The organism is Gottfriedia solisilvae (genome assembly GCF_002128405.1).
Taxonomy (GTDB): Bacteria; Bacillota; Bacilli; order Bacillales; family Bacillaceae_G; genus Gottfriedia; species Gottfriedia solisilvae.
This window is the reverse complement of the sequence record NZ_NETJ01000001.1, coordinates 69,623-90,564: the sequence shown is the minus strand read 5'-3', so window position 1 is coordinate 90,564 and position 20,942 is coordinate 69,623. Positions and strand designations below refer to the sequence as shown.

The 20,942-nt window shown below is 33.0% G+C and carries 16 protein-coding genes; all 16 read left to right on the top strand.

Going from position 1 to position 20,942, the window contains the following annotated elements:
- The first annotated feature begins 115 nt into the window (after positions 1-115).
- A complete protein-coding gene (locus tag CAB05_RS00315) occupies positions 116-430 on the top strand; it encodes an iron-sulfur cluster biosynthesis family protein (RefSeq protein WP_087997770.1) in 315 nt (104 codons plus the stop codon).
- 1,188 nt (positions 431-1,618) lie between these two features.
- A complete protein-coding gene (locus CAB05_RS00310) occupies positions 1,619-1,882 on the top strand; it encodes an ArsR/SmtB family transcription factor (protein WP_087997769.1) in 264 nt (87 codons plus the stop codon).
- 79 nt (positions 1,883-1,961) lie between these two features.
- Positions 1,962-3,062: an alkene reductase gene (locus CAB05_RS00305; protein WP_087997768.1), complete on the top strand. Its 1,101-nt coding sequence runs from the start codon at positions 1,962-1,964 to the stop codon at positions 3,060-3,062.
- Positions 3,063-3,167: 105 nt separating this feature from the next.
- On the top strand, positions 3,168-4,358 hold the full coding sequence (locus CAB05_RS00300; RefSeq protein WP_087997767.1) for an MFS transporter: 1,191 nt from the start codon (positions 3,168-3,170) through the stop codon (positions 4,356-4,358).
- A 677-nt stretch (positions 4,359-5,035) separates the two neighbouring features.
- Positions 5,036-8,284, top strand: coding sequence for an Ig-like domain-containing protein (locus CAB05_RS00295; RefSeq protein ID WP_087997766.1), 3,249 nt, complete (start codon positions 5,036-5,038; stop codon positions 8,282-8,284).
- A gap of 59 nt (positions 8,285-8,343) precedes the next feature.
- Entirely contained in the window at positions 8,344-9,075 is a 732-nt protein-coding gene (locus CAB05_RS00290; RefSeq protein ID WP_087997765.1) for an Ig-like domain-containing protein, read from the top strand.
- A 553-nt stretch (positions 9,076-9,628) separates the two neighbouring features.
- A complete protein-coding gene (locus CAB05_RS00285; protein ID WP_087998583.1) occupies positions 9,629-10,495 on the top strand; it encodes a carbohydrate ABC transporter permease in 867 nt (288 codons plus the stop codon).
- A 17-nt stretch (positions 10,496-10,512) separates the two neighbouring features.
- Entirely contained in the window at positions 10,513-11,412 is a 900-nt protein-coding gene (locus CAB05_RS00280) for a carbohydrate ABC transporter permease (RefSeq protein WP_087997764.1), read from the top strand.
- A gap of 82 nt (positions 11,413-11,494) precedes the next feature.
- The gene (locus CAB05_RS00275; RefSeq protein WP_087997763.1) at positions 11,495-12,175 is read left to right on the top strand and encodes a response regulator transcription factor; all 681 of its coding nucleotides are present in this window, start codon (positions 11,495-11,497) and stop codon (positions 12,173-12,175) included.
- Positions 12,172-13,992, top strand: a complete 1,821-nt coding sequence (locus CAB05_RS00270; RefSeq protein ID WP_087997762.1) for a sensor histidine kinase — start codon at positions 12,172-12,174, stop codon at positions 13,990-13,992. The genes CAB05_RS00275 and CAB05_RS00270 overlap by 4 nt, the downstream gene beginning before the upstream one ends.
- Before the next feature lie 414 nt (positions 13,993-14,406).
- A complete protein-coding gene (locus tag CAB05_RS00265; RefSeq protein ID WP_235821326.1) occupies positions 14,407-15,327 on the top strand; it encodes a polysaccharide deacetylase family protein in 921 nt (306 codons plus the stop codon).
- 105 nt (positions 15,328-15,432) lie between these two features.
- Entirely contained in the window at positions 15,433-16,146 is a 714-nt protein-coding gene (locus CAB05_RS00260) for an N-acetylmuramoyl-L-alanine amidase family protein (RefSeq protein ID WP_235821325.1), read from the top strand.
- A gap of 48 nt (positions 16,147-16,194) precedes the next feature.
- Positions 16,195-16,347 carry a hypothetical protein gene (locus CAB05_RS21950; RefSeq protein WP_158093131.1) on the top strand — a complete coding sequence of 51 codons (153 nt, stop codon included), beginning with the start codon at positions 16,195-16,197 and terminating at the stop codon, positions 16,345-16,347.
- A 394-nt stretch (positions 16,348-16,741) separates the two neighbouring features.
- Entirely contained in the window at positions 16,742-18,502 is a 1,761-nt protein-coding gene (locus tag CAB05_RS00255) for a sensor histidine kinase (RefSeq protein WP_235821358.1), read from the top strand.
- A gap of 2 nt (positions 18,503-18,504) precedes the next feature.
- Positions 18,505-19,299 (top strand): response regulator transcription factor, encoded by a 795-nt coding sequence (locus CAB05_RS00250; RefSeq protein WP_087997760.1) that lies wholly within the window; start codon positions 18,505-18,507, stop codon positions 19,297-19,299.
- 93 nt (positions 19,300-19,392) lie between these two features.
- Positions 19,393-20,700, top strand: coding sequence for an extracellular solute-binding protein (locus CAB05_RS00245; RefSeq protein WP_087997759.1), 1,308 nt, complete (start codon positions 19,393-19,395; stop codon positions 20,698-20,700).
- The last annotated feature ends 242 nt before the right edge of the window (positions 20,701-20,942 follow it).

Here is a 20,942-nt window from a genome sequence, read left to right as displayed (position 1 = left end):
TTATTATAGAGTATTTAAATGGTGAATTAATTAAGCAAGCTAAATCGTATGGATATGAATAGTGTTATTATGGTTTGTTGTTAGAACAATATCCTTACGTAAGGAGGGGTTATAAGTGGATTTTCAAATAACTGATTCTGCAAAGGAAGTATTGAGCAATAAAATGGATGAGAATCAATTTATTCAATTGTCATTTGATCGTGGAAGCTGTGACATAGTAAATAATATTTACGAAATGAAAGTTATTAACAAAAGACCAAATGACGCATATGAAAAAATTTTAACAGTAGATAACATTGAATTTTTAGTTAATAATGACTTTGAAGAAGTGTATGATAATCAATTAGTAATAGATTATTTAAACGGATCATTTATCTTTAAAAATAAAAACCAAATATTTAATAATAAAATAGGCCTTAGATATGTTTAGTATTAAACACGCGCCATAGGTAGTCATAAAATATTAAGGTTCAAAAAAAAGTTGAAGAGGTAAAACCTGGAAGGTGATTTAGCATCCTAATGGAGAGGGTAAGTTCCACTCTCTGAAGGTTAACTGAAATATTTGAAGTGTTTTAGATACACTAAATGGAAGGGTGTTTTTTTCATCTATGTTAAAAATGAGTTGTTGCACTCGGCGGCAGTTTAACTCATTTTCAAAGAGAGGCTTTCCCTAGTTGCTGGTATAATTTTATTGAAAGTCAAGCAAATGTAATTTGAATCAATTTTGCCGCTTTTGCAAAGATATGCTTCAAGATACTGTTGGCAAAAATATGCTTCAAAAAATGCTTGAAGTAACATTGAGAGTAGTTAAAGAATAAATTGTATATGACAAATAAAGATGAAACTGCACTTTGAATATAGTCTGTATTAAACAGCTTGTTAGGTATCGAAATCTTAGCAAGTTGTTTTTTATTTTGCAAAAAATCTTTTTCTTATTAAACAGAAATTGATTATTAATTTAGTATTATATTATGAAGAATTACACTTAAACTAATGGCAGTTTAGTTTAAGTGAGAACATTCACAAGTTGAATCGTATCTTTATATTGTATAACCTAAATTCAAGCACGTTTATCCACGATTGGACCAAATTGTTAAGCAAGGGGAGTAGTTTACTTTAGCATTTATTAGAAGATATAAATAAAACCTAACTCAAAGTCTGGTGCAATAGGTTTTACAATTATTTTAGATATTTGTTTATCGTTCTTCAATAAAATCAGCTAATAGCTACAGTGTCTAAGTTGGTGTGTTGAAATTTCTTTATTAAACTCTGAACGTAAAGAAACATTTTTTATGAAACTATCTGGCAGGATAGTTGAATAAGAACAGGGACATTTAATTAAATATTGAATAATAATTTTGTATATAATTTCTTAATTAGTTCATCAACTAACTTAGTGAAAATGATGTATATTTACAAAAATACCATTAACAGGGTGTATTTATCTCAATAATCGAGTGCAATTTAAAATATAGTTAAGAACAAAAGGGGATTTTGATATAAATTGAAAAAAGAAAGTAGGTAAATTATAAACCACTCTCTTGACATATTATCTCGAATTAAATACAATATTTCTAGAAATACTGAAATAATAAATGATGAAAGGAGGTTTTTAACGGTGAATGATGATATTGCAGTAAAAGTCTACAAGGCACTAGGTGAATCAACTCGTTTACAAATCGTTAAATTACTTGCAGGGCAATCAGAGTTAGCTTGCCTGGAAATGGCAAATCAATTAAATGGTCCTGCCAATTCAACATTAACGCATCATTTAAAACCATTACTCGATTGCGGATTATTAGTAGTTCGCAGAGAGGGAACCTTCAGATATTACAGTTTACAACGAGAGGTCCTTGCACAATACGCCCCCGCTTTACTTTAATGTTAAAGCGGAATTATTTTAATTTCTATTTCAGTATTTGTAGAAATACAGAATAATTAAAATGAACGGAGGAAAAAATATGAGTCAAATTAGCAAAGAAACAAATACTTGGGGTTATTTAAAAGATGGTTTAGAAAGTAAATTGTTTGAACCGATAAAAATCGGTGCTTGGAATTTACGCTCTCGAATCGCAATGGCCCCTTTAACAAGAACTTTTGCAGATGATCAGACGGGCGTAGTAGGAGATGATATTGTTGAATATTACCGAAAACGTGCTGCCGATGGAGTTGGTTTAATCATTTCAGAAGGAACGGTCATTAGTCCTCGTGGTAAAGGTTATCCTGGAGTTCCAGGCATTTATTCAGACGAACAAATTAAGGGATGGAAAAAAGTAACTGAAGCTGTGCATAAAGAGGGAGGAACAATGATCGCTCAAATATGGCATGTTGGTCGTTTATCTCATCACGAGCTTGCTGGAAATCTGCCACCTCAAGCACCATCAATTATTCCAGCTGAAGGTCTTGTCTCTCGTTTCCGTAAGCCATATGATGTTCCAGAAGAAATGACACTTGAAGATATTAATGAAGTAATTAATCAATATGCACAAGCTGCGAAAAATGCAATAGCAGCAGGTTTTGACGGTGTGGAAATTCACGGTGCCCACGGATACTTAATTGACCAATTTAATTCAGATATAACAAATCATCGTACAGACAAATATGGTGGAGACCTTAATCAAAGATTAACGTTCATGAAGGAAGTAATTAAAGCAGTTATCGCCGCAATCGGTACAGACCGAACAATGATTCGATTCTCTGCTCATAAAGCAGATATACCAAATTACATGTGGGAAGATCCAGAAATGGCTATTCGTACATTTGTTAAAGCATTTAAAGAAGCGGGTGCAACGATGATTCACCCTTCGATTATGCATTTTGATCGAGTGCTTGCAAATGGAAAAACGATGCATCAATTAGTTCGAAAATACTGGGATGGTGTGATTATTGGGGTAGGCACATTAAATCCAGAAATGGCGAATCAGGCGATTGAAGAAGGAATAATTGATGTTGCTGCTTTCGGTCGTCCATTAATTTCTAATCCTGATTTTATACATCGTTTAAAAAATGGGAAAAAAATAGTAGAATACGATGTTAAAAAGCATCTTAATACATTAATTTAAAGCTCTAGAATAGAAAGAAGCTTATATAGCTTCTTTTATTTCACACTTTATTTCAGTGTTTATAGAAATACAGAAATTAATACGTTATTGAGGAGAAAATTTCACATGTCAAATACAGCAAAGATTTATATTTTATCATTAATAAGTTTTTTAGTTGGTACATCACAGTACAACATCTCAGGTAACTTGGATAAAATGGCAGATGTTCTAGGAGTGTCAATTGGAGCGGCCGGCCAATTAATAACAGTCTTTTCATTAGCCTATGCAATCGGTACACCTATATTAATGGTATTAACGGCTAAAATGGAAAGACGTAAATTACTGATTTATATGTTGTTTGTTTTTATTATAGGGAATTTTCTTTCGGTAATTGTTCCAAGCTATGGATTATTTATGATTGCTCGCATTATTATGGCTTTAAGTACAGGAGTAGTTATCGTTACAGTTTTAAGTATCGCAGCAAAGATAGCACCTGCTAATAAAAAAGCAAGTTCAATTGCAACAGTTGTCATGGGGTTTACCGCATCATTAATCATTGGTGTTCCTATTGGACGTTTTATTACATCTACTTATGGATGGAAATTTGTATTTATTGGTATCGCATTATTAGTTTTAATTGTCATATTAATTGTTTTAAATACAATACCAAAAATGAATGGTGATGCATCAGTCCCTTTAACGAGACAAATTGCAATGTTCAAAAAACCAAAAATTGCTTTAGCATTGTCTATCACCTTCTTCTCGATGACAGGGTACGGGATTATTTTTACTTATTTATCTCCATTCCTTGTAAATACAGTAGGTATGAGTGATCATCTTTTAAGCATTACTTTACTTGTTCTTGGAGTTGCAAGCTTATTTGGTTCAAAATTAGGTGGCATAAGTGCAGATAAAAGAGGCATAATTTTTACATTAAAAAGAGGCTTACTTGTAAACTTAGCGTCTATAGTCGTGCTTTCATTCATTTCTCATTCAATTATTGCAGTAATTATTATCTTGACAGTCTGGTCATTTGCAGGCTGGTCAATAGGTGCAACTCAGCAATATAATCTAGCAACGATATCACCTGAATCCTCAGATGTGTTGCTAGGTCTGAACCAATCGATGATGCAATTAGGATTTGCGGTTGGTGCAGGTTTAGGTGGTGTAATTGTGGGGCAAATATCATTATCTTCAATTACATGGTTCAGTGCGTTAAGTGTTGTGTTTGCAAGTATTACAACTTTTGGATTATCACGTTTCTTAAATAATAAAAAGATGGTCAAGCAAGTTATTGTGGCAAAAAAGGAAGCTTGATCATGGTGAGAGTATTTAAATCATTATCTTTGCATTTTATTTACACATTTTGACAAGCATTCTACGAGGTTTTAAAAGAAGAAAGTTTTCGAAACCCCGTAAATTGAAAACTGAGCCAGATGCGAAATATGTTGAAAAGTATTGCCATATATTCATCAGTTATCGAGTAGAGGCGTTAATTTGGAGACGAATATTCAAGGGAAGTCAGTGCTTTTAAGTTACGATGGGAAGAATATCGATTGGAAGTATATTTAAAACCACCTGAGAAAGGTGGTTTTTTTATTAAAACTAAATTGAAGCAACATGTGACAAATTATCTATTTTTTATTAAATAGCTAACTACCCAAGCTACTAAAACATTGTACAAATTAAATTGGTTTGTAGTCAAAGAAACTTAAAAGCTTAGACTTATATGGATTTTTCCTCCATTAATCTCGTCCTATTCTCCTTTATTGATAACTGAAATGAATCATTATGATAACGATAATGTCATTTACTAAAAAAATATATCACCATATAATTACCTTAACATTTTGAATAGTATAATTTTTTTCGTTAGATTATGCTGAAAAATAGAAACAATACAGCAGCAAACACAAGTTAATGATTCGTACTATGAATATTATCAGCCAGTATTTACAGGTTGACCAATATAAAAAAAATTTGGAGGTTAACAAATGAGAACAAAGATGACAAAACGAATTACTTCATTAACACTCGTACTAACCTTATTCATGTCTCTATTTAGTAGTTTGGTTTTCGCCTCAACTGAAAAGGCAGCTGGAGCAACTAATAGCCCACCAACGAAGGAGATTGTAAAACTCATTCCGAGTGAATCAACAGTCTCGCTCTCTCTTTCTCAAGGTCACCACGATTTAAAAGTTGAATCAGAGTATAAGGATGGTAGTAAAGCAGATGTTACAGCGTTAGGAAAATGGACATCACTAGATGAAAAAGTTGTAACTGTTGAAACTGGAAGACTAACAGCAGTAAATGTTGGGTCTACAAATTTACAATTCAGTCTTGGTAATGCAGTCTTAAACATAGAAGTAAATGTTACGAAAAATGCTCAAGTTTTAAGTCAATTGTCAAATCCTTCAGAAAGTAAAAAAATTGTATCGCTTGTTTTAGAGGCGAATCAAGTTACATACATAGATGAAGGGAAAGAGCGCCCTATTTCATTGAAAGCGCTTTATAGCGATGGCTCGATGGAAGACGTAACGAAATTAGCTAAATGGGAATCAAGAGATCCTTCAATTGCATTGGTTGAAAAAGGTGTATTAAAAGGAATTTCACCAGGTAATGTTTCAATGAAAGTAACTTACGCAAATTTTCCACAAATAAATTTCTTTGCTTCGATAAGAGATATTCCTGAAAATGTAACGGCGTTGTACATGTCGGCTGACATGTTGAGGTTAGAAACCTCTGATAAGTCGGTTCAAGTAGGTGCCAGTACAAAGAACCCCTGGGAGGGGAATAAAGAGGTTACTTCTTTAGGAAGTTGGACAACGACAGATCGAAATGTAGCTACGGTAAGTAAAGATGGTCAAATAACCCCAGTTGGAATCGGCCAAGCTTATATTTATTTTAAATATGATAAGTTGGTTGGTGCTGTACTTGTTAATGTTGTTAAGCCTACAAAGCTTATAGCTGATGAACCTACAGTTGAACTAATGCCAGGACAAAATTGGCCTATTAATTTAACCGAAGTATTCACTAATGGAATATCAGAAGGTGGTATGACTTTAGTTGAAAATGTAAATCCTAATGATGTCAAATGGACAGTCGAAGATAACAGCATTGCAACGGTTACTGATTCAGGATATATCATTGGAGGTAAGACAGGTAAAACGTTTGTGACAGCTTCCTATCGTTCAGATGTTCTTCCTCCAGTTAAAATTGAGGTTACTGTCACCAATAAGCTTACAACTCCTAGAGTTATTGGTTTGACAGCTTCTCAACCAAACCTCTCTTTAGGAATAGGTGAAGAAACGCCTATTAAAATAAATGCGATTTATAGTGATGGGAGTACTGAGGATGTAACAGATTCCGTTGAATTGTACTGCGACAATTTCCACGTAGCTTCAGTTTCCCGAAAATATGGTGGTGTATCAAAAGTTATTGGTCAATTAAGTGGCACAACTGTCTTGCATGCTATCTATAATGATTTTCGTTACTTTGTAGATATCCCGGTGGCAGTCACGGATAAAGACGGTCAGAAGCAGGCTCCAAACCCTGAATCAATTTCTGTTACACCAGATATGAAAAATATGGTAGTAAATCAACAGCAGCAATTAGAGGTAAAAACGACCTATTCAGACAGATCAAATTCGACTTCATATGCGGTATATAAATCATCTAATCCTGATGTTGTTAAAGTAAATAAGGATGGCCTGCTTACAGCTGTAGGCACTGGTACAACAAACATTACCGTAGATAGCTCTGGATACTCAAAGCAGGTTTCAATTGTCGTTTCAAATGAACCTTCTAAAGATTTTGCAAATAAAATTGTTGATCTTATTCCTAGTGAAAATGATATTACCTTTAGTTTATCTGAGCACACGCATTCGTTCTCTGTAAAAGCAAAATATAAGGATGGTTCAACTGCTGACGTTACATCAGACTCAAGATTCACAACATTAGACCCGGACAAAGTTACAGTTAAGAATGGGGTCCTTACAGCAGTAGCAGCAGGAACAACTCAGGTACTTATCGATTACGGAACAAGCACAAAAATCTTGAATGTTTCAATTCTTTCTGGGAATGATGCGTCAATAAAAGATTTAAAAATTGAGTCCTTGCTTGCTTCCTCATTGGATATTGTTGTTCAAAAAGATAAGCTATATCCAGTACATGTTTTTGCTCAATACAATGATGGAACTCAAAAAGAAATAACGAAGTCAATTCAATGGACAACAGAGGATCCTACAGTTGTAAGTGTTAACGACGGGAAATTTATTGGAATGAATACTGGAAAAACGACGGTTAGTGCAACAATTGCAGGTTTCTCTTCTATTAAAATTCCAGTAAAAGTACAAGATCAAGCTGGACCAGTAAATTTAGTAGGAATTGTTAGCGCGGGGATGATAATACAGCCTGAAGCAGGAAATATAGTAGAAGCGATAACTAATAGTAGCAATGGGATGATATTACACCCTGAAGAAGGAACTATTGATGCGAACGCGTTTGCTGAATATACAGATCAGAATATCGTTCAGGTTGATACAGAAGGGAAATGGGAATCTTCCGACGAAAGTGTAGCAACTGTTGACCAGAACGGAGTCATTACATGGGTCGGCGTTGGTGAAGCATACATCTGGTTCAATTATTATGGTTTGAGAGATGCTATTTGGGTAAGAAACACTATACCTGTAGATTTATATTGGGCTGAAAACAATAAATGGACAACTAGAAATGTAATGTTAGAACCTAATAAGTCCACTGACATCTCAATTAATGGCTTCTTTGGTCATCATGGCAGAGATGGAAATTGTGATTGTTATAATCTTAATAGCAAAGCAAAATTTACGGTGGCGGACGAATCGGTTGCAACGATTTCTGCAGATGGACATATCATTGCTCACTCTGTAGGAAAAACGACAATAACTGCTACTGTTTATGGAATGTCAAAGACAATTGATGTTGAAGTTGTAGCAAAGTATCCTACATTTACTAGGGGTATAAGTTCCTCGCCTGGTTATATCGTAAATTCAGCAGGTTCAAAAAATGATATAGTCATTAATGCTATGTCAAGCGATGGAACGATAAAAGACGTTACAGCTGATGTAAAATGGTTTAGTTCCAATCCGGAAGTAGCGGAAGTGACCGCTGATCATAAGATCCAAACGAAGTCTGAAGGAGCCGCTGTAATCATTGCGGAATATGATGGTTCTAAAATAATTATACCTGTTATCGTTAAACCATAAAGATTATAAAAAATTAATGAGTAGATAATCAGCCTGAGGCAGGTGCTCCTGTAGTAGATGTGAACGCTTATGCGGAATATACAGATCATAATATAACTCAGGTTGATTTAGAAGGTAAGTGGGAATCTTCCGATGAGAGCGTAGCAACTGTTGATCAAAACGGGGTCGTTACATGGGTAGGTCCTGGTCAAGCATACATCTATTTCAATTATGGAGGTTTGAAAGATTCTGTTTGGATAAGAAACGTTAAGCCTAATCTTTTATTTTCAAATTCTCCAAATGTAATGTTAGAACCTAATAAATCAAAGGATGTAGCTATATATGCTTTTTTTGGTTTTGTTCCACGAATTGGCGTTAACCTTTTTGAGGTTACTAACCAAGTAAAATGGACATTTTCGGACGAATCAGTTGCAACGATTTCAGCAGATGGACATATCATTGGGCATGCTGTTGGAAAAACTACGATAACTGCTACCTTTTATGGTGTTTCAACAACAATTAATGTGGAAGTCGTAGAAAAGTATCCTACATTTACTTTAGGAATAAGTTCTTCGCCGGGTTATATCGTAAATTCAATAGGCTCAACAAATGAGGTAGCTATTCATGCTATGTCTAGTGATGGAACGATTAAAGAAGTTACGGCTGAAGTTACATGGAGTACGTCTAGTCCGGAAGTAGCAGAAGTGACCGCTGATCATAGGATAGTAGCGAAATCAGAAGGAGCGGCTGTGATATTTGCGGAATATGAAGGAATTAAAATAATTATTCCTGTTATAGTTAAACCTAATTAAATAAAGCTTTGTTTGAATAATTATTGCGAGATAAAGTCTCAAGTAATATTGTAAAATATGTAACAAACCAGTCAGTAACGGTTTAAGATGAAGTAATTGTAATAATTAACATAAAAAAGATCCTTCTTTTAAGAAGGATCTTTTTTTATGTTGTAGAGAGAACATCTAATTCTCCAAGAGTTATATTAGTTACATTAGGATTGCATAGTTTTTGATCTGCTAGCCATTCAAAGAAAGTAATAAGCGCAAATTTATATTATATAGATATGTTTAGTAAGTAGACCTATGTAGATAATAAAAATTGTTATTTTTATTGAAGTGATATGCCTATATTTGAATCAGATAGCGAAAAACATTAGATATAAAAAAATAAAAAATAAAGTTTAAAAAGCTAACAATTTGTTAGCTTTTATTTTTGTTGCTTAAATACATTTCGCCAAATCTTTATTTCATCTTTATCTCATCTTTATCTCATTAGGATATACTTCTTTCCGAGCAGAATTATTTCTCAAATTATAAATACTCAGTAATAGAAAGAAGTGAGTACATGAACATGCATAAACGATTAAATAACGACGGTAGGGTTGCAGCATTTTTCTTATTACCTAGTTTGATAGGTTTTTCCCTTTTCTATCTGATTCCATTTGTAATAGGTACGATCTATTCATTTAAAGATGGAGCGGTTGGTGGTTCATTTGTTGGATTTTTCAATTATAAAGAGCTATTAACAAGTAGCTCATTTTTAAAGGCAGCGTCAAATACATTTTGGTTTAAAGCGATCAATGTCCCACTTGTAATCGGCATTTCTTTACTACTGGTACTTTGCTTACATCAAACAGTACTGTTTAAAAATGTGATTATCAGTTCATTCATCTTACCAATTGTTGTCCCAGTCGCTTCAATTGTGATGTTATGGCAAATATTATTTGATTGGAACGGCACTCTTAATTCTTGGTTGGTGAATTTAGGCTTTTCTCAAATCGATTGGATGAAATCAGATTGGTCGATCGCTGTTGTATCAGTTGTTTATTTATGGAAAAACATTGGTTACAACATGATCATATTCTTGGCTGGCCTTCAAAATATACCAAAAGATTACTATGAGATAGCCGACATGGAAGGCGCAGGTCGTTTCTTTAAATTTAGACAGATAACGTTAGTATACTTAACTCCAACAATGTTTTTTGTACTTTTAATGAGCATTATTAACTCCTTTAAAGTATTTCGTGAAACTTATCTAATTGCAGGAGATTATCCTTTTGATCGAATTTATATGATTCAGCACTATATGAACAATATGTTTGCATCTTTGAATGTTCAAAAACTGACTGCTGCTGCGTCATTAATGGTCTTATGTATTTTAATGCTAGTGTTTGTGTTCTTCGCAATTGAACGTCGATATCGAAGGTTTATGAGTTAAGAAGAGAGGTGAAGAAGGTGAAAAGAAATACTTTAATTCGTAAATGGGTTTTAACCTTTTTTTTATTGCTTATGGCAGCAATGATGGTTTTTCCAGTCGTTTTTACATTATCAAATTCTTTTATGACAGAGAATGAAATTAGTCAAAACTATCCATCTGATCGTGAAATTCAACAAGATAACATTGCACACAAAGAGTCGTTCGGCCATTTGAAGCTGTTCCCTGAAAAGTTCTCGTTTGAACAATATAAAGCCTTTTTTGACAAGAAACAATCATTCATAGACAAAGAACAATCAAATATGAAATTTTATGGGAATTCAGTATTAATGGTATTCCCAATCATACTTGGTCAACTGATTGTTGCATCACTTGCGGCATATGTCTTTGGAAAACTAAAGTTCAAAGGAAGGGATACGTTATTTTTGGTGTATATGGTAACCATGCTGATGCCTTTTCAAGTAACACTTGTACCGAATTATCTGATAGCGGACAAGTTAGGGCTCTTAAATAGCTTTGGCGCGATCATCTTCCCTGGAGTATTTGGAGCGTTTGGTGTATTTATGCTTAGACAATTCGTCATGACGATTCCTTATTCTTATATCGAGGCTGCAAAAATAGATGGGGCAAGTCACTTTTCCATATTTATGAAGATCATATTGCCACTCATTCGACCAGGACTTGCTGCGCTAGTCGTTTTATTATTCGCCGATTATTGGAACATGGTTGAACAACCACTTATTTTTCTAGATGATCCTTCTAAATTTCCATTGTCACTTTATTTATCTCAAATAATAGAAGAGACAAGAGGTATTGGTTTCGCAGCATCTATTCTCTATATGGCGCCAATGTTATTAATATTTGGATTCACAAAAAAATATTTAATCAAAGGAATACAGTTATCAGGAGCCAAGGATTAATAGATACATCACTAATTAATAAAATTCCATGTTGGATAAAATATAAGTATGGGAGAGCATAGAAAGTGAGCGTGTAAATACCATGAAATATAAAATCTTAATCGTAGAAGATGAAACGATTTTACGTGAAATAGTGAAAGATTATTTAGTAAATGAAGGTCACGAAGTAATTGAAGCGATCGATGGTGAACAAGCATTGGAATTGTTTCAAGAACAAGAATTTCATCTCATTATTCTTGATATCATGTTGCCAAAAGTCGATGGATGGGCAGTTTGTAGAAGAATACGTAAAACTTCAAATGTACCAATCATCATGTTAACAGCACGGGTGGATGAAGATGATACATTACTTGGATTTGAGTTAGGTGCCGATGATTATGTTACAAAACCTTATAGTCCTCCAATTTTGCTGGCAAGACTTAAACGTTTGCTTGAAAGTCGATATAAAAAGAATGAGACCTTAAAAGATACATTATCTAAACATGGAATATCAGTCGATTTTTCTTCACGAAAAGTCCAAGTAGATGGTGAAAATATTAATTTAACCCATACTGAATTTGAAATATTAACCTATTTAATGCAGAACCAAGGGATCGTGATTACAAGGGAACAACTCGTGCAAAAGGTTTGGGGCTATGACTACAACGGTGATGATCGAACAATTAACACACATATACGTAATTTACGGACGAAATTAGGTAGTAAATCAAAACTGATTTCAACGATCATTCGAACAGGTTATAAGTTTGAGGAAAGTGTATGAAATTTGGGATAGTTTTAAAACTGTTTTTATTAACAACAACTTTATGCTTGTTAATTACAGGATCTATTTATATTGGTCAAACAATCTTTTTTAAACAATACTATGCGAATAGAAAAGTAAATGATCTGAAATCAAGTATCAAATCATTTGAGAAACAATACCTTAAAAGCGAAGGTAATGTTCAAGCAATCCAACAATTAGAGCAAGACTTTTATCGTGCACAAAACACATGGATTACTACATTAGATCAAAATGGGAATATAAAAACCGCAAATGATTATTATGCAGAAATTAAGATAGAAGGAGATAAAAAGAATACAAATCAAATATTAAAGATACCGCTTTATCATTTAATAGAAACCGAAGATATGTTAAAAGATCCTCCTACCATTTCAAAAGGTGAGTCTGTTGATCTTTTTACGATTAAAAAAAATAATAAAATGATTCCATTCTATCTATATTCTTTACAGACTGATACATATTGGGTAAATCAGCTTATTTGGACTAACATTGATAAGGAGATTCAATCTGATAGTAAAAAATTTAATCTAAAACAGAAAATGGAGTTAACTCAAAAATATAAAACTAATTTCCAAATCAATCGATTAAAAGGAATTATACAAGATGTAAGAATTCCTAATCGGAATGATGTTTCAAGCATCATATATAGTAATAGTTTATTAATGGATCGTATTAATGAATTCCAATCGAGCTTATTATTTGAAGAAGAAAACAAATACACAACATTCAAAACGCTTGATTATGAACAAAATGGCATTAAATATAAACTTTTTATCGATCCAATCAAAAATCAAAATGGTGAAACAAATTATATTTTTTCAATGGCCTCCTTACAACCAGTAGACGAGGCAGTACAAATGGTAAAAGATTATTTTGTCTATATAATTGCGTTTGTTTTACTTCTTACAATTTTAGCGTCCATTTACTATTCATTTAAAATTGCGAGACCATTATTAAGAATTAACGATACAACTAGAAAAATTGCGCACTTAGATTTTTCGGAACGAATAGAATATCATTCGAAAGATGAAATAGGCGATTTATCTCAGAATATAAATTTACTTTCAAATACACTACATTCTCATATCTCACAACTAAAGCAAGATATTGAGAAAGAAAAACAATTGGAAAATACAAGAAAAGAATTCATTTCAGGTGTTTCACATGAATTGAAGACCCCGCTCAGTATTATGAAAAGCTGTATTTCAATCTTAAAAGATGGTGTTGCTAGTCATAAGAAGGACTACTATTTTGAAGCGATGGAAAAAGAAGTCGACAAGATGAATTTATTAATTGTCGATATGCTTGAACTAGCAAAATACGAGTCTGGAACGTATAAAATGAAAATGGAAACATTTTTTATTGATATAGTAATTAATCTGATCTGTAGTCAATTATCTTTAGAAATTGAAAAAAAGGAACTTACCATTCATAAAGATTTAGTATCAATCGAAGTATTCGCAAATCAACATCGAATTGAACAAGTCATTACGAACTATATGACAAATGCGATCCGTTATACTTCAAATCATGAACATATTTATATATCAACGACAATAGACGATGAACTAGTGAAAGTTTGCGTCGAAAATAAAGGATCACATATTCCAAATGAGCAATTAGATAAGGTTTGGGACCGTTTTTATCGCGGTGATACGTCTCGACATCGTTCAGAAGGAAGTACTGGGTTAGGGCTTGCCATTTCGAAAAATATATTAGAACTACATGGTGCGCAGTACGGGGTCATGAATACATCGGATGGCGTATTATTTTACTTTTATTTAAATAAAAAATAATGAAAATGTGTTTGGGAAAATTACCTATACTATTCTTTTGTTGGATTGCCCTTGTTAAAAGGGCGATTTTTTATTTCAAGCTAACATCCCTTGAATTAACCACACTTTATTTAGTTTAAAATTTCATCATTTTTTTAAAAAAACTTCATTGGAAACACCAAGCTTTTTTGATACGTAGAAATTATACAGAACAGAGTAATAACCTTATTAAACGAGTAGAAAAAACTTTTGGTGACCATTCAAAAATGGTCTCTTTTTGTATGTCCAAAAATAGTAAAAACCAGATTTTTGGTCTTTTTTTCATTTTATATCAATCTTAATTGATACTTCATCTCATCTTCATCTCATCTTTATTTTGAACCGTTATCTTTATTGTAATGATATTCAAGGAGTGGAGAGTGCGGTGAAAGAGAGATGAAATCCCGTAAAAGAAAGAAAAAAAGGATGATAAAAAGAGCGATTGTAAGTTTATGTGCGGTCTTTCTTATATTCTCACTCATTTACTATTTAATTGGTAAATTGAAAGAATTTGCAGTTGAGAATGTAGCAAAAAGTGCAGTAAGCGAACAGGTACAAATAAAGACCTCTAAAAACAGTGTTAAACAATCAACTGCTAAGAAATCAGAGGTCGGGGAACTAATTAAACCAAAACAAAATGGTCAAAAGACAAATCTTCAAGAGCAACAAAATAAAAACAATCAATCAAATAACAAGCAACAAATTAATCAAGATCAGAAAGTAGTCTATCTGACATTTGATGATGGACCGAGTGCGTTGACAAACCAAATCCTTGATGTACTTAACAGGGAAAAAATACATGCGACTTTCTTTATGATTGGTAAAAACTTGTATGACCATCAGCAGGCTGTAAAAAGGGCGGTTCAAGAAGGGAATTATATCGGCGCTCACAGTATGACTCATAACTATAACCGATTATACAAACAAGGTTTTTTTGTGTCAGAAATGGAACAAACATTATCAATTATCAATCATTTGACTGGAGAAAATACTCGATTAGTTCGTGCTCCTTATGGGTCGAGACCAGGTTTGAGTTTAAAACTTCGTCATGATTCGGCTAACGCTGGATTGAAAATTTGGGATTGGAATGTAGATACACATGATTGGGAGAACACTGCTAACGCTTCGACAGTTATTAATGAAGTGAAGAAGCAAGCAACCAAAAATAATGAAGTCATTTTACTACACGAAAAACAGGCAACCTTGGATGCACTTCCTGAAATTATTAGCTATTTAAGAGCAAAAGGATATGCATTTAAGGTATATAACCAGAACGAACACTTTTCATTAAATTTTTGGAATGATCGACGTCTTTGAACTTTAAATTTTCATTTCATCTTTATCTAAAGTTGATTTTGTCTTCATTAATAAGAATTACACTATTTAATATCTAAAAGATAGAAAACTTGGGGGGAAAATTCTATGAATCGTAAGAAAAAAAAGAAGTCTAGAAACTTCTTATTTATAATCTTATCAATTATGATAGTAGGTTTAATCGTTAAACTTAAAGATAATGGACTAATAAATAATAAAGAAAATTCAGCTCACGCATCGACTAAAAATAGAAATAAAAGAAATACATCCTCTGAAAAGATATTAACTGGTAAAACAATTGTCCTTGATGCAGGTCATGGTGGAAAAGATATAGGTGCAAGTGGACAAAGGGGAGCAATTGAAAAAGACCTAACATTAACAATGGCTAAAAATATACAAAATGAATTAATGAATCGAACTGGTGCTAATGTTATCTTAACCCGTGATGATGATGTGAAAATATCGCTTACTGATCGAGTGAATATTGCTGAAGAAAGTAATGCAGATCTATTTCTTAGTATTCACTTCGATGCTTTTTTTACGAAAGAAGTTGAAGGTATAACAAGTTACTATAATAAAAATTCGGACGAGCCATTAGCAGCATTAATTCTTGATTATATTTTTAAAAATGGCTTAGATGCTAGAGATCGTGGTGTAAGTTTAGGAGACTACTATGTTTTAAGAGAAAACTCAAGACCATCAATCTTATTGGAACTTGGTTATATTTCAAATTCAACTGATGAAGCGCGTATGACTTCAGATGAATTTCAAACAAACACAACAAATTCAATCGTTGCTGGGATCATTGATTATTTAAAATAGAAAAAATCCCAAATCATTTAATGAGTAGAATTAACGATTATAAATAGGATGTATTCAATTGACCATGATGGACACTTAAATACATCCTATTTTATTGAAGTAAAATTAGAAGTATTAAGTATAGACATAGTAAGTAATAAATTTGTCATTGTGCATTTTCCTTATGGAATGAACAATCAAATAATGAATGACCAGATTTAATGAAAAAGGTAAGTGGTTATATGATTTCAAGTAAGTATCTGTGGTGACTTTATAATGTGAAGTTTGTCATTTAAACTAAATGGCAGTATAGTTTAAGTGAAATGATTCACAAAAAGGTTCGTGTTTTTATAATGTTAAAAAAGAGAGGGTGGATGACTAAAATAAACTAGCTTAATGAGAAATTTATACTAGTAAAAATCCTGTCCTTAATAATGACAGGATTTTTTATTTCTAATCAGTACCCTAAAGAGCCTATTACTAATTAACTATTCGTTTTGAGAAAGAGTCTATCGCTGTAAGTTATTAGCAGATAGGTTTTTTGTTATTTAATTTTTCGGAATATATAGTATGATAAAAACAAAGAAAACCCTTACATTAATTAAAATTGAAAAAGGTGATAACGATCGTCAACATCAAATTACGGTTAAAAAGCTTAAACACATTACGAAATCAAATATTTGCCGTTTTCTTGTTTGTCATGATGATCGTATTATCAATTGTTTCAATCATGGTATATAACCAAGTTGGGACTTTGATGAAAGATACGACAGAGAAGCAAATCAAACAAACTGCGATCGAGGCAAACGGGAGAATGGAAACTCTTTATAAGCAGATTGATACATTATCTAATCAATTAATGACAAATGGGACAGTACAACAAATATTACTTGGACTGAAGAATGGTGAGAGTGTTGATTTTTCAAAAAGACAATCGCTAATAAGAGTGATAAACAATTTCCTTGCTTATTCAAATGGTATTTCTTCGTTTGAACTATATTCGTCAGAAGGTGAAAGAATTTATCCATTTGGAGATAAGAAACTATCTACTGTAATAGATAAAAAGTGGGTAAATCTAGCGGAATCTGAAAAGGGAAAATTGGTTTGGGTAGGAAAGGATCCCAAAAATAGTAATTATTCTTATGCAATAAGAAGAGTTAGCTTAATGGATCGATGGTTTTCAAACGGTGGCTACTTAGTTGTAAAAATAGCGAATAGTTATTTTCAAGTAGAAGAAAGTAATTTTAATCCAGATGAGAAGGGTTATATGATGCTACTTGATCGCGATTTAACACCTATAACGGATCATTACGGAATAAATATTCAGAATATTCTACTTGAAGGGTATGAAACAATAAAGGTAAACAAAACCGACTATATGATTGTTAAACAACCATCATCAAAAACGGGTTGGACGCTTGTTATATTGAAGCCTACTAGCTTTTTAAAAGAGCGAGTTTCAACAGTAAGACAGGCGACACTATTCTCTGGTGCAATTGGTTTCATTATCTTTCTTGTCTTCTCTATCATTCTAGCAACGATGATTACCCGACCAATCAAAAAACTAACAAATACTATGAAGAATGCAAAAATGGACGAGCTAAAGATTAATACAGAAAGCGCTTCTTCATTAGAAATTATTGAATTAAATAAAACGTATAATCAGATGGTAGAAAATACGAATCATTTAATTCAAGTAGTGTACGAGAAAGAATTATTACGTAGTCAGACTGAGTTAAAAGCATTGCAAGCTCAAATAGATCCTCATTTTCTTTACAATACATTAAATGCACTTTATTGGTCATTAGATGAAAAAGGTGAAGAGGAATTAGCGGAAATTGTCATTGCAATGTCAGGCTTATTCCGTTATACAATCGGAAACGAAAAAAGTGGCGAATGGGTAACGATTAAAGCAGCATTAGAGCATATTGAACGATATTTACAAATTATGAAAATGAGACTTGGAAAACGATTAATGTCGGAAATAATAGTCACTCCTGACCTTTTAGACATTAAAATTCCTAAATTACTAATTCAACCTTTAGTTGAAAATGCAATTATGCATGGAATCGAAAATAATCGAGGACAGGGTAGTGTGATTGTAAAAATTCAAAGAATCGCAAATACCTCAAACATCCTGGTCACTGTTGAAGATAATGGGCCAGGAATAGAACAAGATACACTAGAAACTCTTAATCTAGCAATTAAAAATGATAATGTGTCATCTTTTAAGGGAATGGGAATGGCACTTACGAATGTAAATAAAAGAATTAAGCTCTATTACGATCATTATGACCTAAAAGGTATTCGATTAAAAAGTGAAGTAGGAAAGGGAACAATGGTTATATTTGAGATTCCGGATAAAGGTGGCGAGTAAAAATGGATTCCAAGACGATTCTGATTGTTGATGATGAACAAGCTACTAGACAAGGTCTAAAGAAAACTTTAGAAAAATGGTCTAGTGGTACATATGAAATTTTAAGTGCTGCAAATGGTCAAGATACATTTGATTTGATGAGCAAAACAAAAATTCATTTACTAGTTACGGATATTTGCATGCCTGAAATGGATGGCCTAAAGCTCTTAGAAACCCTTAAAAATAAAGGTCATAAATTTGTATCGATTATTATTTCGGGTCATCCTGATTTTGAATATGCACAGGAAGCCATACGGCTCGGAGTTGTAAATTATCTATTAAAACCAGTCAGTAAGCAAAAGTTAATTGAAGCAATAGAGCAGGCTTTGGAAAGAGAAGCAAGTATTGAACGTATTGAATATATGGAAAAGGTAGCTGATCAAAAATTATTAAAAATTGATCGTTCAGAGAACCAATCAAATTCAATTAAAGAAGCAAAGAATTTTATCAATGAAAATATTAATAAACAAATTTCGTTAAAAGAAGTTTCAGAAGCAGTGCATTTAAATGCAAGCTATTTTAGTGTTTTATTTAAAGAGCAAATCGGTCTTACATTTAGTGAATATTTGACAAGAAAAAGACTTCAACTTGCAAAAAATCGTTTATTAACAACTGACCTGCAAATTGAAGAGATTGCTCTAGAAGTAGGGTATCAAACAGCTAAATATTTTATCAAAATCTTTAAAGATTACGAGGGAATTACTCCAAGTAAATTTAGAAAGATTACAGAGCTTGATGAACCTTTAATCCAAAAATAGTGGAATTTTATCCAATCGCGGTTACCTTACTGCGATTTTTTTTTAATGCTAGAATTTAATTGTAACGAAAATCTAAAAAAATGGGGGTTTGACATGTTTAAGAAAGCGTATTCATTAATGCTTGCACTTGTTCTAGTTTTGACGGCTGTTTTAACTGGCTGTGGCAGTTCTAATAATGCCTCTACTGAAAGCGATTCCAAAAAAGTGATTAAGTTTATGCACCTTTGGCCAGCTGGCAGTTCTAAACAGCAAAATTTAATTGTATCAGACATTATTAAGCAATATGAAGCAGAACACAAGGATGTAAAAATTGAAGTAGAGGTTCTTGAAAATGAACAATACAAGAACAAAATTAAAGTACTTTCTTCTTCTAACGAACTTCCTGATGTCGGGTTTACATGGGCAGCAGGATATATGACTCCTTTTGTTCAAGGTGGTCTTTTTGCAGATTTAGATGATGTGTTAAATGACGGTTTAAAAGATTCTTTTGTAAGTGGTACGACTGAAGCTTACGCACTAGACGGTAAAACATATGGCTTACCTCTAGAATTGAACATCGCTCCAATTTATTACAATAAAGCTATTTTTGAAAAATACAATCTTGAAGTGCCTCAAACTTATAGCGAGTTCCAAAATGTTGTAAAAACGTTAGAAAAAAATGGAGTTGCTCCAATTGCCCTTGGAAACAAGGATCGTTGGACAGGTTCATTATGGTATATGTACTTAGCTGACCGAATTGGTGGAGCTGAAGTATTAAACAAAGCAATTAATCGTACAGGATCGTTTGAAGATCCAGCACTTGTATCGGCTGCACAAGAAGTTCAAACCCTAGTGAAAAAAGATGCGTTTAATAAAGGATTCAATGGGTTATCTAATGATGAAGGAAAATCTGAGTTCTTAAATGGAAATGCTGCGATGTACTTAATGGGAACATGGGAGCTTCCAAACTTTACAACGAATGAAGAAATTCCAAAAGATTTCCGTGATAATGTAGGATTCTTTAAATTCCCTACTTATGAAGGTGGAAAAGGTAACGTAAATAGCTGGGTAGGCGGACCTGGTGTTGGTTTATTCGTAGCAGAACATTCAAAAGTAAAAGATGAAGCAAAAGACTTTGTAAAATTCTTTGTTGAAAAATGGGGAGAACAATCTGTTGAAAAAGCAGGTGTAATCCCAGCTACAAAGGTTGATACTTCAAAAGTTGATTTACCACCACTTTATATTGATGTATTAAACGAATTAAATAACGCAAGTAACTTAACACTATTTGCTGACGTTCAGATGAGCGCATCAGTTGCAGAAACACATTTAAACTTAATTCAATCCCTATTTGGAAATGAAGTAAAACCAAAAGATTTTGCAAAACAACATGAGGAAGCATTAAAAGCTGAAGAAAAATAATTTCTGATTTTAATATGAATCGTTGATCGTAGCGTAAGGGGCGAGACTCCTGTGAATCCTCCCAGGAGCTAAACGCCGAGGTAGCTTAGCCCTCCCCAAGGAAAACGAGCATACTGGAGTGGAAAAAAACGAACATACTTCCTAAATGGTAACAAAGTTAAGAAAGCAGTTATTACTTAAATAGGGCATATCGATTACGTTTTGGTATGTCCCTTTTTCTTCAAATACAGGGGAAGGAGTTG